The organism is Methylophilus sp. Leaf414 (assembly GCF_001425425.1).
GTDB lineage: Bacteria > Pseudomonadota > Gammaproteobacteria > Burkholderiales > Methylophilaceae > Methylophilus.
The window spans coordinates 92,230-106,641 of record NZ_LMQQ01000003.1 but is presented as its reverse complement, the minus strand read 5'-3'; the positions used below and the strand labels follow the sequence as shown (position 1 = coordinate 106,641).

The following is a 14,412-nucleotide window of genomic DNA, read 5'->3' as shown; positions in this document are numbered from 1 at the left end:
TATTTTACGTAGCGATCATTACCGCAGGCTGTCGCAAGCGCCCAATAACAATTGTCCTGAGTCGCCTTTTTGAACTTAGGTGGGTTTAATAAGCTTAATTGGAATTAACGGCTTCTGCTTTTAGCAACTGCTCGAAAGCCTCTGCCGGAATCGGCGGTGAATAGAAAAATCCCTGGGCGAAATCACAATGGATATCATGCAGCAAGTCACGCTGCATGGCTGTCTCCACCCCTTCAGCAATCACTTTCAGCCCAAGCTTATGAGCCATGACTATAATCGCTTCGCAGAGCACATAACTTTCATTGCCTTCGTTCAGGTTAGAGGTGAACGACTGATCGATTTTAAGGTAATCAATATCAAACTTGCTCAGGTAAGACAGCGATGAATAACCGGTACCAAAATCGTCAATCGCGACCTGGATGCCCTTGTCCCGGAAATGCAGCAAGCGCTGTTCTACAATAGGATCAGGATCCAATAATAGCCCTTCAGTGATTTCGACAACAATGCGTTTGCCATCCACACCCAGGGTTTGCAGAAGCTGTATCCAATCGTCACTGATTGTTGAGGGGTCGATAAACTGCATCGGTGATTTGTTGACACTAATGGCGAATTCGTCGCCTGCCAGTGACTGCCATCTCAGTGCATTTTGCGCAGCCTGCCTGAATATCCAGTCACCCATCCTGCTAATCTCGCCGGTTTCTTCGGCGACCGGAATAAACAGTGTCGGGCTGATCAGTCCGCGTGTAGGGTGCTGCCAGCGCATCAATGTCTCGGCTTTGACGATTTTGCCGGTGCGCATGCAAATAATTGGCTGGTAATAATCACGCAACTCATTATTTTCAACCGCAGTTCGTAAATCCCTGGCCAGCGAGGTGCGCTGGGCTAGTGCGTCGCGGATTGCCAGTGAGAAATAGCGTACATTGTTCCGGCCGCGGCTTTTGGCTTCATACATGGCCTGGTCAGAATGCTTGATCATTTCCTCAGCATTCACTGCATCGTCCGGAAACTGGCTGATGCCTATGCTTGCGGTAACGAATATGCGCTCGCCACTCAGAATATAAGAATGTGAAATATCCTGCAGCAGCTGGGTACACAGTGTTTGCAAATCGCCGGTTTCCTCCGGCACAATCACAGCAAACTCATCGCCGCCCAAACGGGCGACGGTTGCAGAATCGGGCAGGTTGTGTTGAATGCGGCGGCCAACTTCAATCAGTAATTCATCGCCAGTATGGTGACCCAGCGTATCGTTAATATCCTTAAATTGATCGAGATCAAGAAACAAAAGAGTTAAGCGGCGTTGCTTTACAGTGGCTTCCTGAATCGCTTCTACCAATCGCTGCTGGAAATAGTGCCGGTTAGGTAATTGTGTCAGGCTGTCATAATTTGCCTGACGCCAGATAACCTCTTCTGCCGCTTTCTTTTCAGTAATATCAAAATGGGTGCCGTGCATCACCAGCGGCTCACCGGCTGGTGTGCGTGAGATCAGGCTACCGCGGTCAGAAACCCATATCCAGTGGCCATCTTTATGGCGCATCCTGATATCGCACTCATAAAAATCGATCTCATTATTTAGATGCCGATCAATCAATTGCATGGCGTTTTGCAAATCATCCGGATGCATCAATGACGTAGCCACTTCAAGCGTGAGTGGCTGCAACTCTTCAAGGGTATAGCCAACAATTTCCGCCCAGCGTGCATTAAAGTGACACTCGTTGGTTTGCAAGTTCCACTCCCAGGTAGCTGCCCTGGTGGCATCAATAATCTGGGTCAGCCGCAAGCGCTGGTTTTCAATCTCTTCACTTTTACTTTGAATCTCTGCGGTCTTGCGTCTTACTGCCACGCGCAATGTATAAATCAGCAGCAGCAACACGACAGCGATCACCAATACAAGCGCCACTGCCACAATTGCCTGTTTGGAATAAGCGTTGCGCGGTATATGACGGCCTTTCCATTTGGATTCGATGGCCGCCATCTCATCCGCAGAGATGCTTGCAGCACCCTGTTCTACCAGCGCCAGTATCGGTGCATTTTCTTTTTTTACCGCGCGGTGAAACTGGCCCTGATAAATGGTAAATGCACGCAGAATACTGGTCTCCGCACCGAGCTTGTATAAATAATAGCGGGCAGGATAATCATCCATGCAAGTGATCATGACTTGTTGCTTTAGGGTCGCCTGGATAATCTCGTCATAAGAGTTATATAACCGGAAAGATTTAACCCCGGCCTCTTTCAATTTATAAATACAGGCATCGCCTTTTTGCACGCCAACCGTAAAACCGGCCAATGAGTCCGCAGAGATTAAACCGGTCATACTTTCATGGGCATAAATGCCTATCGGCAAGGTGGCATAAGGCGCTGAAAATGCATAAGTCACCTCACGCTCGGGGTTGCGATAAATCATCTCGATGACATCGGCATGACCACTCAGCAATTGCTGTTGAGCCATTTCCCAGCGGGTTGAAATTAACGTGACACTGATGCCGGTTTTTTTCTCCCACAGTTTCCAGTAATCGGCGAGTATGCCGACCGTATTTCCACGGTCGTCTTTGAATAAATAAGGGGGGTAATTGTCATCACTGATGACAGTGATGGCGTTAGGAGGCGCGGCTATTGCCTGGCTAGTGGCCGCCAGGCTTATGACAAGGATGATTGAATATTGAATGAATTTCCACATGGCGAATAGGAGTGACCACTTACATCAATTCATCTTTCGTCACATGAAGAAACTGTTATTAAGATTTTTAACGATTATGAATGATAAGAAAAATTAATACCATCTTCCATACAATTAAATTAATAATAATGGTGACAATCTATAATATATTCCTGTTGGCATAAATCATACATCTGACGACGAATAAAGAACATATTCCATATCCCCTATCCGACTTTTCAAATATTGCTATTGAAAAAGCGGCATTTCGTGCAGTACTCTAAATTTCTTTTCAGTCACGCCACTAAAATACTCTGATTAACCTGAAGCTCCATAGCTTGTCTGCTTTGCCGGTAGCATTAATCGTTGAGTGCGCAACACCCGCCTGCAAGGTATATTCCTGATTCATATCATAGTGTAATTGTGGCGTCAGCCGGTATCGCCAAGAACCGCCTGTGCTTACTTCCTGATTCAACTCGAGACCAAATGTGAGCCGGGGTGAAACATCATAGAAAACCGTATTATTCAGCAGGTATTCGATATTTGCGCTACGGTTGATACCATTCACTCGCAGCCCCAGCATGCTCAATGAAGACCAGCGATCTGCCCATTTGATGGCATGAATATAGGTCGCATCGCCGGAAAGGGTTTTGGTGTGTTTGTCCAGGTCAATAAATGCCTGCCAGCCATTTGCCGTGCCTGAATAGTGGTCTATCCCCAGCGTTTTCTGGATAGCTACTTTATATCGTTCATGACTGGCATTCTCAAACGGTAACTCAAGCTCGATTGCCAGGTCATCTGCGAGGCCGTACTCAATTTCGGGCGCCCAACTGGCATCATTCGTTTGCTGATTGATATCTACCAGCGCATTGATTTCCATATCGCCCTTCTTTACGCCAAGAGGGCGAACCAGGTCATAGACCATAGGTTCCGGAATCTTCAGCAACCTGTCACTGTGGGCAGCATCAGTTTCGTGGAAAAGCGTTTCTTCGGAGGCTTGAATCGGCAGTGAAAAGAATAAAAAACCATTAACCAGCAAAAAAATAATTTGCCTTAATTTCATAATTGCATTTATATCAATAAAAATAGAATGCTAACATGCCCTCTGTGTTTTAAAGCGATTGCTTATGGTCGAACTCATTTACATGATCAATAAGAATTGGCGCCAATCGCTATTTTTGCCAGAAGCTGTAAGTGTTGCGGCCTTTTTGTTTGGCCTGGTAAAGCGCAATATCTGCTTGCTTGAATAACTGTTTCAATGCCACTTCTGAAGTAGGTTCAAACAGGGTCAAGCCAATACTTAGATGCACTGGAATCTCATGCCCGTGAATATGCATAGGCTTTTTAAACACGCTTAAAAGTTTGGTTGCCACTTTAACCAGACTATCTTCCGAGTGCTGATCCCTGGCCACAATCACGAATTCATCGCCACCAATCCGGCTGACAGTATCGACATCGCGGATATTACTTTTCAGTAAGTTAGCAACTGTTTTGATCACTTCATCGCCGACATCATGGCCAAAATTATCATTGATACTTTTGAAGTGATCGACATCGAGTGCTATCAGGCCAAACCTTTTATTAAAGCGCTTGGCTTCCGAATGCACATAATTAAGCCGGTTTTCCAGCGACCGACGGTTCGGCAGGCCGGTGAGGCTATCCATCAGCGCACCTTCAGAGAGGTAATAGCGCTCCTTGGCAAAAAAGTAAGCAAACAGGCCTACTAGCACGCTGAAAAATAAACTTAGCCACACCCCAAACTTGCGGTCATGCAAGTTATGGATTTTCTTGTTTTCAATTACCCATTCCCATTTACCGTTAGGTACCCGGCTTTCCTGAATGTAGGCATGTTTTTGGTTGAACAGCCTGGGGTCGCCATAAAACACATGTTTGTCTTCCGCGGTTCTGATCGCAAACTCAAACTCGCTGCTGCGGTTGTTTTTGAAAGCTGCATCCAGAAATCCATTGGTATCGATGACCGTAGAAATAATGCCCCAATACTTGCCATCAACAAAAATCGGAAACCGGTAAATCATGCCGCTGCCGCCCTGGATAAGCGCCAACGGACCATCAAGCACACCTTGCCTTGAGTCTATCGCCAGTTTGACTTTAGGCCATTGCGTAGCGACATCACGGTAGTCGATACCTAAAATTTTCTCATTGGATTTTTCTGGATAGACATAGGTAAGCTTGTAATCTACTGCTACTGCCAGATTCCTGACATGCTGGGCTTGCGCCCATAGATCTGCCAGGATGGCTTGTACTTTTTCGGTCTCAAGATGATTGCGGTAGACTTTGATAAAACTGGATAAACCATTCGAGATGAACAGCAGAGAATTCAGTTCACGGTCCATCTCGGAACGTAGCACATTGCCGTAAGCCGCTGCTTCAAGATAGGCTTCACTTTCGTCTTTTTGCCGCTGGTAATCAAACAAGAAATACCAGAACATAAAAGCCAGCAGCGTTGCCAACAAGCCGACACAAATGCTTTTCTCTGTTTGATTAGGTTTGCGAAACACTGTTCTATTTCACGAATAAAATGATCTGAAACCATTTTATTCTAAAAAATGGATCTTTATTATTACGCAAAAGCGCGGTAATCACAGGCTTATTTTTAAATTAGCTACTACGATAAACATAAATTCGCCAGTTTTTAATGAATATCTGTAGTTACTCCATTCCTAATGTCCCTGTATAAACTTAAATATGTGTTTAAACCAAGTTTCATTTATGCATTCATCACACTTGCTTAACCAAGACAATCATCTCTCGCAATATTAAAACCAATCCGACTATCATCAGTCCAAATTACAAACCAAAGAAAAGCGCTATTAAACTATAGTATTTATGGCTATGTTTTTTTGGCGTATTTTTATATAGTTTGCATGACACCCGTCAGGAGTAAACTGTGTCCATACAAGAAAAAACTGCATCGGAAAAAACAGGCATTGAAAAACTGAGGCTGGAAAAACTAAGGTCATTAGGTTTACTCGATTCAGACCCGGATGAATTTTTTGATTGTATTACGCGGGTGGCGTCCACCATTCTTGGCACCGAGATATCGGTAATCTCGCTGATTGATGAAGACCGGCAGTGGTTCAAATCCAAGCATGGTATCGAACTGTCCGAAACTCCCAGGGACATTTCCTTTTGCACCCATGCTGTGAGCAGCGGCACAGAATTGATCGTTGAAGATGCGGCTAACGATGCCAGATTCCTCAGTAACCCCTTAGTAGTCAATGCACCCAACATCCGTTTTTATGCCGGGATCCCGATCAAGAGCATACAAGGTTATTCACTTGGCACCTTATGCGTGATCGGCTGTAAACCTAAACGCCCAAACGCAAGTGAATTGAAGGCATTAAGTGATCTTGCCCAGCTGGCAACCAAAGAGATCCAGTTTCGCGAGCGCATGCTGAGTGCACAAGATACGATTGATCATGCACAGGGTAAATTCCAGAGTGTCTTTGAAAATGCCGGCGCAGGTATTGCCCTGGTCAAACCCTCAGGACCATGGCTGCAGGTGAATGACGAGCTCTGCAAAATCGTCGATTACACCAGGGATGAACTGCTTGGCCTGACTTTCCAGGACATCACGTACCCGGGAGATCTGCACAAAGAGTTGCAGTTGCAGGAGCAGTTGCTAGAAAATAAGATAGACCGCTACCAGCTGGAAAAAAGATATATCAGAAAAGATGGTTCGCTCGTCTGGGTAGAGCTTACAGTCACGAAACAGATGACAGAACGCAATGAAATCGATTACCTGATTGCCATCATCAATGATATCAACGAGGCCAAAGAAACCGAATTTGCGCTAGATGCCTTAAGGAAAACACTGGAAGAAAAAGTCAGCCAACGTACGGATGAACTCAAGCAAGTCAATCAATCACTGTCCCGTGCCTATCAGGAAAAATCAAAATCTGAACAGGAACTACAGAATAAAGAACTTGAACTCAGGACCATTCTGACCAATGCCAATGAGGCATATATCTGCATGGATGCAGAGGGATACATCACCGCCTGGAATAAACAGGCAGAACATACCTTTGGTTGGCTGGAACAAGAAGCGATAGGACAAAAACTGGAGAAACTGATTATTCCACTCGAATTGAGGCACGCCCACCAGTCTGGCATGAGTCGCTACCTGCAAGAAAAAAACTCCAGAGTAGTCGGCAGCCGCATTGAGCTGGAAGCGTTGCGTAAAGATGGTATACGCATCCCGGTTGAGCTGCAGGTCAATGCGCTGGAAATTAATGGGCAGGTGTTGTTCACCTCTTTTTTACGAGATATCACAGAACGCAAACAGCTGGAAAACCTGCTCAAAAGTGAAGCCAGGAACGATCCGCTCACTGGGCTGGCTAACCGCAGGATACTGGAGGAGTTGTTGCCAGTGGCTTTCCAAAACGCTAAAAGTCACCAGACTTACCTGGCACTGGTATTTATCGACCTGGATGGCTTTAAATTAATCAATGACACGCATGGCCATCAGGCTGGAGACCAGCTCCTGCGGGAGGTCGCTAACCGCATCAACCGATGCACCAGGACTTCTGACACTGTGGTCAGATACGCGGGGGATGAGTTTGTGATTGTGCTGGAAAACCTTAAAAATAAAGAGGATACCAACAGGATTTCCGCCAATATCCAGAAAATGATTGCCGAGCCGGTACAGATAGGTGACCAGCAACTCAATATCACCCTAAGTATAGGCATAGCCTACTATGGCGGCATGCAACCGCAACAAATAGAGCCACTGGAGTTGATCAGACGGGCTGATAAAGCCATGTACACGGCCAAAAAGAATGGCAAAAACGGCACAGTCATTATTGATTAGCGGCTACTTGCAAAAGCCTGGCCAGATGTGAGCGCTGGTGTTTAAAAGTCAGTGTTCACTCCTGGTTAATTGCTTTGGCTTTTAGCATTCCGGGTTTCCATCCAGTCATAGACTACCGGCAGGCATATCAACGTTAAGAGGGTAGCTGTGAATAGCCCACCAATCACCACAATCGCTAATGGCCGCAGGATTTCTGAACCCACGCCCGTAGCTAGCACAAACGGAATTAGCCCGAATATCTCCACCAGCGCTGTCATCATCACTGGCCGCAAACGCAAGGCCGTACCTTCAAGTACCGCTTCCCGAATGTTTTTCCCCTCAGCGCGCAAACTGTTGATGAATGAAACCAGCACAATCCCGTTCAACATCGCCACGCCAAATACAGCAATAAAGCCGATCGCAGCCGGCACTGAAAGATACTGTCCGGAAATGGCCAGCGAAAATATGCCGCCCATGGCGGCAAAAGGTACATTGGCGAGTATCAACCCGGCATAACGAATAGAATTAAACGCGGTATATAACAGCACAAAAATCAGGCCTATTGTCAGTGGCACAATGATTGCCAGTTTAGTAAGTGCGCGTTGCTGGTTTTCGAACGCGCCGCCCCACTCTATCCAGTAGCCTGCTGGCAACATCACATTTTGATTGATACCGGCTTGTGCCTCCTTCACGAAACCATCAATGTCACGCCCTTGTACATCCATTTGAATGACTGCATAACGTTGCAATTGCTCACGACGGATAAAGGCATAACCTTCTTCTGTGCTCAATGTCGCCACCTGCGAGAGTGGAATCAATGCGCCTTGTGCCGTCGGTATGGGGATGTCGCCGATGGCTTTGAGATTATCCCGATAGGCGGGCGGAAACCATACCTGGATTGCAAAGCGCTTAACGCCATCAAGCACGGTGGACACCGGCTTGCCACCAATGCCGGATTGCACTATCTGTAATACATCATCTGCGTTGATTCCATAACGGGCGATCGCTTCGCGGTTTACTTCAATAGTTAATTGCGGTTTGCCCAAGTTAGCTTCTAACGCCAGGTCTGTCACGCCATCCACTTTTTCTATCGTGCTTTTCACCTGGTTAGCAATGCGGTCTATGGTTGCCAGGTCATCGCCATACACTTTGGCAGACAAGGTTGCCCTGACCCCGGAAATTAATTCTTCAACCCGCATTTGTATCGGTTGGGTAGCGGCTATCACCGCCTCGGGCACTTGCTTTTCCAACTGTGACTGCAGTTTCTGGGCAAGTTGCTGGTAGCTGATTTTCTGCGGCCAGGCGGATACCGGGTGTAAATGGACCAGGATTTCCATGTAGTTTACATCCGCGATTTCGCCTTTTTCAGCCCGCCCTATCATGGCGACACTGCCTTTCACTTCCGGCATATTTTTCAGGCTTTGATAAACTCGGTCTGATATCGAAATCGACTGATCCAGTGAGGCGGAAGGAATACTGGTGACCCTGAACAAAATATCCTGTTCCTGCAAATTGGGCATAAACGACTTACCCAAAAACTGGAACATGACAATTGCGGCCAAAAATGCGAGCGTGGTCACAGCGACAATCACTTTGCTATGGCCCAGGCTCCATTGCAGCGTTCTTAGATAAACGGGTTTACAGTAACGAATCAACCAAGGGTCTTTTTCAATATGCACTTTCTGTAGCTTAAGCACTAGTGATGAAAGCACAGGAATCAGCGTCAGTGTCAGCAGCATTGACCCTATCATGGAAAATGTCATATTGATCGCCAGGGGTTTGAACAGCTTGCCTTCAAGACCTGTCAGCGAAAATATCGGCAGGAACACCACGATAATAATCAATACCCCAAACGCAATCGGATGGATGACTTCCTGGCTAGCTTGCAATATCACCTGGGTTTTATTCACAGAGTTTCCGGCATGCTGCGCCAATCGCCGGAAACAATTTTCCACCAGTACCAGAGGCCCATCGATGGTCATGCCAAGACCAATAATCAGCCCACCCAGTGACATCAGGTTGGCCGAGACACCATATTGTTCCATCAGGATAAACGCAATTAATCGTCCCAAAGGAATAGCAACCACAACGACCAGTGCAGCGCGCACTTCACCCAATAACAGGAAAAGCACTGCGATGACCAGCAGCGCGCCCTCTAGCATGGCGCGGTCTGCCATATGAATCGCCTTGTCAATTATCGCCGTGCGGTCATATACCGTTTCCAGCGTCACATTTTTAGGTAGTGCCTTTTTTACCAGTGCCAGCTTTTGCTTGGCTGCATTCACTACCTGCTGGGCATTTTCACCCAGGCGGGCCAGCACCATCCCCATGACGACTTCCTTGCCATCTTGCGTTACCGCCCCAACGCGTAAGCCGGGGCCTTCGACGACAGTAGCAATGTTTTCCACATAGACTGGAACGCCCTGATTTTCAGCCACGACAATTTTCTGTATATCGTGCGTATTTTTGACCAGGCCCAATCCGCGTACCAGAAACTGTTCCTGACCGACATTGATAAACTGGCCGCCCACTTGCCGGTTATTGGCGGTGAGCCGCTCAACCACCAGCGCAAAAGTTAAGCCATATTTAAACAGTTTTTGCGGATCTATCTGCACCTGGAATTGTTTTTCCTGACCACCCCATGAGGTAATGTCATCCACTCCCGGCGCAGTGCGCACCATCATACGCACTGTCCAATCCTGCAAAGTACGTAGCTCCATGGCATTCATGGTGTCCGACTTTAAGGTATACCAAAGCACTTGCCCCAGGCCTGAAGTGTTAGGTCCCAGGGTTGGCTCGCCATAGCCCGCGCCACCATCACCCATCGTAATGCGCGACTTTACCTCTGCCAGTTTTTCGCTCACCAGAAAGCGTGCCTGCTGGATATCCGTATGATCTTTGAAATACACGCTGACATACGACAAGCCGAACAAAGAAACCGAACGGATGTGCTCAATACCCTTGAGGCCGGCCAATGCACTTTCCACCGGGAAGGTGACTAGCTTTTCAACGTCTTCCGAAGCCAGGCCTGGCGATTCCGTATATATATTCACCTGCGCCGGGGTAACATCCGGAAAAGCGTCCAGTGGCACATTCTGCCAGGCTCTCACCCCGAAAAAGACCAGCAATAGTGAAGCCAGAATCACCAGCAGCCGGTAACGCAGCGACGTTTCTAATATCCAATGCAGCATACGCGCCCCTTAGTGTTCATCGCTGATTTGTGATTTAAGCTGGCGTGCTTTCAGGGCATAAACACCCGCTTGCGCGATATTTTCACCCTCGCGCAGGCCGCTTTTAATTTCCACATTGGCATTCACGCGCTGACCTGGCTCGACCGGCCTGGCTTCAAACGTATACTGATGCCCGGCTTTATTTTGCACAATATAGACATGAGGAACACCCTGAATCACCACCACCGCATCATTCGGAACCACCAGCGCTTCCCTGGCGGCCGTATGACTGAGGACTGCGGTAGCAAACATATCGATGCGTAATTTGCGCTCGGGGTTGGGTAATTCAATACGCGCTTTCACGGTGCGCGTGGTTTTATCGACTATGCTCGCCAGGTAACCTACTTTGCCGGAAAAGGTTTCTTCAGGATAAGCGCTGACGCTAACGGTAGCGGTTTTGCCTATCGATATATCTTTTAAATCACTTTCCGGAATATCTGCCTCAATCCAGACGGTAGACATATCGGCAATGGTGAAAATACTGTCAGTGGTTTTCGCCAGTTCGCCAATCACCGCATTTTTTTCAAGCACAGTGCCCACAAATGGCGCGGTCAGCACATACGTAGAGCCGCCATTTAAGCTGTTTTGTTTATTCAGGCCACCATACATTCTCAAGCGCTCAGAGTCTGCATAAAAAGCTGACTTTGCTCTCTCCAGCGCAGCTTGCGACTCAATCATCTGCCTCTGCGGCACCACTTTATCGGCATACAAACGTGAGATGCGTTCATAGTTTGCTTGTGCCAGGGACAACTCACTTTTTGAGCTGCGGTATTGCGCCCGCGCTTCACCCATTTGGATACTATCGATTTCGGCCAGTGCCTGCCCTGCTTTCACCTGGTCCCCGAGATTAGCAATCACTTTGGCCAGCTTGCCCTCAATACGTGGCGTGACATGGGCCAGTTTATTCTGGTTGGCAACAATATTGGCTGTGAAAGTGAGTTGATCCTGCAATGGCTGCTTAACAACCGGCGCCACAGAAATACCGAACTGCTGCAACTCAGCCTCGCTGAAAGTGAGTGTTGCTTTAGTTTCCTGATGTCCGCTATTTTCCTGGTGTTGAGTTTGCGATGTTGGCTTGTCTGTATGTGCAGATTCCGAATCTCTATCAGGGTTACATGCGCTGAGCAATATTGTTAATAACACCAGCCAAACTGCATTGCTTCGCTGTAATTTTATGAGTGTTTTATGCATTCTTTTATCCTGCTTTATGGTGCTGAAAAAGTCGGCGCTGGTAAAACAGGCATCGCCCACCCAGAGATATACTCAAGTTCGATCTGCACCAGCCGCATATCTTTTTGGGCGTCGATAATATCGCGTTGCGCATCCACCGCCTGGCGCTGGAGAATCAATAATTGCGGCAGGCCGATTTCGCCATTTTCAAAGGCGAGCTTTGCCAGTGTGAGATTTTCTTCCAGTCGTGGATAGACTTCTTTATTTAAACGGCTAATACGCTCGCGGATATTTTCGCGGCGTACCCAGGCCGCCTGGATCGCCGCTTTCGCATTACGCGTCAATGCAGCACGATTGATTTCAGATTGTGTTAACTCGGCACTGGCACGGCCAATGCCAGCACCATTACGGCGGAAGATGGGTAGCGGCAGCGATACGCCAAGTGAGGTGATATTGTCATCCCCGGCAACCGTCGCTTCGCGGCTATTGTTGACGCTGACAGTGAGGTCAGGATAAGTCAGGTTTTTCTGTAATTCTAATCTGGACCGGGCGGCAGATTCCTTGACACCCAGTGATTGAATGGCAGGACGGTCAGTTAACTTTTCCAGCAGGTCGCTGAGAGTATAAGCATGGGTCACCGGCATCAATTCCCCTGACACCGCAGGTAATTCTGTTTCACCTAATTGCAAGGTAGCTGCCAGTTGCGCGCGGGCACGCACCAATTGCTCATTCAACGCACTCAGTTGATTGCGCGCACGCTCGAAATCCACTACCGCCAGATTTCCATCGAGCAGGCTGTCTTCACCCGCCTGAACCCGCTTGCGTGATAAAGCGGTATTCTGCTCTATCAGTTTCAGGATCCGCTGTTCCACTTCTATGCGTTTCTGGATAGCCAGCACAGTCACAAACTGCTCTTCCATTTGCGCATGCAGCGTGCGGTATTCTTCAGCAATATCCAATGCAATGGCCTGCTGGCTTTGTTGCGCGGCATTTCTACGCCAGCCTTGCTGGCCGGCAATTTCAAACGTCTGCGCAATGCCAGCGCCCCACTCCCCGCGCCTGCTGTTGGCGCCAGGTGATTGGGCAATGCTGCGTTGCCGCATATCCATACTGACTACCGGATTATAGTAAAGCAACCCTTTGGCATCCTGATAGTCACCGTCAGGAATATTCTGGTTCGCAATCTGGCGCTGTAATTCAGGATTACCTCTGGCAGCAAATTGCCAGGCTTGTTCCAGCGTTAATGGTGCTGCATGTAATGACCCATTGGCGAAGCTGAGTGATAGCCATAAACCAACACTGACAGCCGTTGCAAGCCGCTGCAACCCTGTCTCAAACATAGGGATAAACACAGTGAATACCTCTCGAAATCAATCATATTTACAGATGCCGAAAGCATCTGACTGACTCATGATTTAGCAGAGGATAGGAGGGCGGTACAGGCCTTGGAGAAAAGGGTGATTAACCTGAGAGGGAATAGGGAAAGTATAGACACCTGCATCCAGTGCAGGCATAACATGCGCTATTCCATTGGAAACCAATCCAACAATATGCGCTGAAAAATGGCAGGCATGATTGCAGGTTGACTCTTGATGTTGCTGAGAATTTTCCTGCGTTTTTTTCTGTAAATGAACGTCCAGTAATTGGGTATCTTCAGGCATGAAGATATCGTCAGTTATCACAAGTGGCGACACTGCCCACGCTGACGAGCTTATGATAGAAAGCAGCGCGATCAAAGCCAGAAATTTTTTAAACAATGGATGCATGCGTTTTCAATTTAGCAATTACCAGTTTAATAGTCAAGAAACCTGGTTAAGATTGATACACATGCGGTGAATGCTAATTCGAATCGCGGAAGCACCCAAAAATAATGGGGCGAACATCAGCTTCGCCGAACTCGGATACTTAAGTGACTATGATAGCGTATCCATATAACGAGTAATGGCAATACAACTTGAACAATAGTGCTCTTCAAAAGAGATAGGCAATAATATGTTCGCCAGGCAGCCTATCTCCAGCACTAAACATCAATGAAGCCTGCCGTAAATGACAGAATAATCAATGCTGCGACCACTACACCCATTACGCCTTTGCTGGCATGATATTCAGCCCAGTGAATGTTGTAAGGCAAAGTACGCGCTGCACTGATGGCAGCTAAAACGACAAATACAATAAGCAAGGCACTCATCATAGCGTTCTCCTGCAAATCAATCCTACATCATTGTTACTGCATGTAGTGTTGAATTTATCTTAATTAATTGGGTGATTCAATCATCGCCAAAATCAAGAAATCCTGCCATACAACTAATGCTGAACTTTTTGTAGGAAAGTTCAGACAACGCTACTCATGTGCATTTTTCAGCGCTTTTGAATGCTTAATCGCCATCGCCTGTTTAACTGTTCGCGTAGCGGATTTTCCTTCCCGCCTCTGAAGATGATCTTCACGTAATTTTTCACGTGTTTGGGAATGGTTAGTATCCGATGAGCTTGCATAAGCCTCATCTACTCTGTCGGAATCAAAATAATCTGGATGTAATCTGTCTAGCATA

At 47.3% G+C, this 14,412-nt stretch carries 10 protein-coding genes; 1 reads left to right on the top strand and 9 read right to left on the bottom strand.

Annotated elements, in window-relative coordinates:
• Window positions 1-94: 94 nt before the first annotated feature.
• From ASG24_RS07420 to ASG24_RS07410, 3 genes are all read right to left on the bottom strand, one after another.
• Complete coding sequence (locus ASG24_RS07420) at window positions 95-2,674, bottom strand: EAL domain-containing protein (protein WP_082488027.1); 2,580 nt, start codon at window positions 2,672-2,674, stop codon at window positions 95-97.
• 283 nt (window positions 2,675-2,957) lie between these two features.
• Window positions 2,958-3,716, bottom strand: coding sequence for a hypothetical protein (locus ASG24_RS07415; RefSeq protein WP_235562348.1), 759 nt, complete (start codon window positions 3,714-3,716; stop codon window positions 2,958-2,960).
• A 109-nt stretch (window positions 3,717-3,825) separates the two neighbouring features.
• Window positions 3,826-5,172: a diguanylate cyclase domain-containing protein gene (locus tag ASG24_RS07410; RefSeq protein WP_055869708.1), complete on the bottom strand. Its 1,347-nt coding sequence runs from the start codon at window positions 5,170-5,172 to the stop codon at window positions 3,826-3,828.
• 389 nt (window positions 5,173-5,561) lie between these two features.
• Here ASG24_RS07410 and ASG24_RS14400 point away from each other — a divergent pair, with 389 nt between their 5' ends.
• Window positions 5,562-7,484 (top strand): PAS domain S-box protein, encoded by a 1,923-nt coding sequence (locus tag ASG24_RS14400; protein WP_082488026.1) that lies wholly within the window; start codon window positions 5,562-5,564, stop codon window positions 7,482-7,484.
• A gap of 65 nt (window positions 7,485-7,549) precedes the next feature.
• On the opposite strand, the gene ASG24_RS07400 is transcribed toward ASG24_RS14400, so the two are convergent.
• From ASG24_RS07400 to ASG24_RS07380, 6 genes are all read right to left on the bottom strand, one after another.
• Complete coding sequence (locus ASG24_RS07400; protein ID WP_055869705.1) at window positions 7,550-10,654, bottom strand: efflux RND transporter permease subunit; 3,105 nt, start codon at window positions 10,652-10,654, stop codon at window positions 7,550-7,552.
• 9 nt (window positions 10,655-10,663) lie between these two features.
• Window positions 10,664-11,884, bottom strand: a complete 1,221-nt coding sequence (locus ASG24_RS07395) for an efflux RND transporter periplasmic adaptor subunit (protein WP_055869703.1) — start codon at window positions 11,882-11,884, stop codon at window positions 10,664-10,666.
• 14 nt (window positions 11,885-11,898) lie between these two features.
• Complete coding sequence (locus ASG24_RS07390) at window positions 11,899-13,203, bottom strand: TolC family protein (RefSeq protein WP_235562347.1); 1,305 nt, start codon at window positions 13,201-13,203, stop codon at window positions 11,899-11,901.
• 75 nt (window positions 13,204-13,278) lie between these two features.
• Window positions 13,279-13,629 carry a hypothetical protein gene (locus tag ASG24_RS07385; RefSeq protein WP_055869700.1) on the bottom strand — a complete coding sequence of 117 codons (351 nt, stop codon included), beginning with the start codon at window positions 13,627-13,629 and terminating at the stop codon, window positions 13,279-13,281.
• A gap of 254 nt (window positions 13,630-13,883) precedes the next feature.
• Complete coding sequence (locus ASG24_RS14395; protein WP_082488025.1) at window positions 13,884-14,054, bottom strand: DUF3309 family protein; 171 nt, start codon at window positions 14,052-14,054, stop codon at window positions 13,884-13,886.
• A 150-nt stretch (window positions 14,055-14,204) separates the two neighbouring features.
• Window positions 14,205-14,411, bottom strand: a complete 207-nt coding sequence (locus ASG24_RS07380) for a hypothetical protein (RefSeq protein ID WP_055869696.1) — start codon at window positions 14,409-14,411, stop codon at window positions 14,205-14,207.
• Window position 14,412 lies beyond the last annotated feature (1 nt).

What these genes read in the sequence shown, in the direction of transcription:
- ASG24_RS07415 (WP_235562348.1), bottom strand. Translation starts at nt 3,716, where the DNA reads ATGAAATTAAGGCAAATTATTTTTTTGCTGGTTAATGGTTTTTTATTC.
- ASG24_RS07390 (WP_235562347.1), bottom strand. Translation starts at nt 13,203, where the DNA reads ATGTTTGAGACAGGGTTGCAGCGGCTTGCAACGGCTGTCAGTGTTGGT.
- ASG24_RS07395 (WP_055869703.1), bottom strand. Translation starts at nt 11,884, where the DNA reads ATGCATAAAACACTCATAAAATTACAGCGAAGCAATGCAGTTTGGCTG.
- ASG24_RS07420 (WP_082488027.1), bottom strand. Translation starts at nt 2,674, where the DNA reads ATGTGGAAATTCATTCAATATTCAATCATCCTTGTCATAAGCCTGGCG.
- ASG24_RS14395 (WP_082488025.1), bottom strand. Translation starts at nt 14,054, where the DNA reads ATGATGAGTGCCTTGCTTATTGTATTTGTCGTTTTAGCTGCCATCAGT.
- ASG24_RS07400 (WP_055869705.1), bottom strand. Translation starts at nt 10,654, where the DNA reads ATGCTGCATTGGATATTAGAAACGTCGCTGCGTTACCGGCTGCTGGTG.
- ASG24_RS07385 (WP_055869700.1), bottom strand. Translation starts at nt 13,629, where the DNA reads ATGCATCCATTGTTTAAAAAATTTCTGGCTTTGATCGCGCTGCTTTCT.
- ASG24_RS07380 (WP_055869696.1), bottom strand. Translation starts at nt 14,411, where the DNA reads ATGCTAGACAGATTACATCCAGATTATTTTGATTCCGACAGAGTAGAT.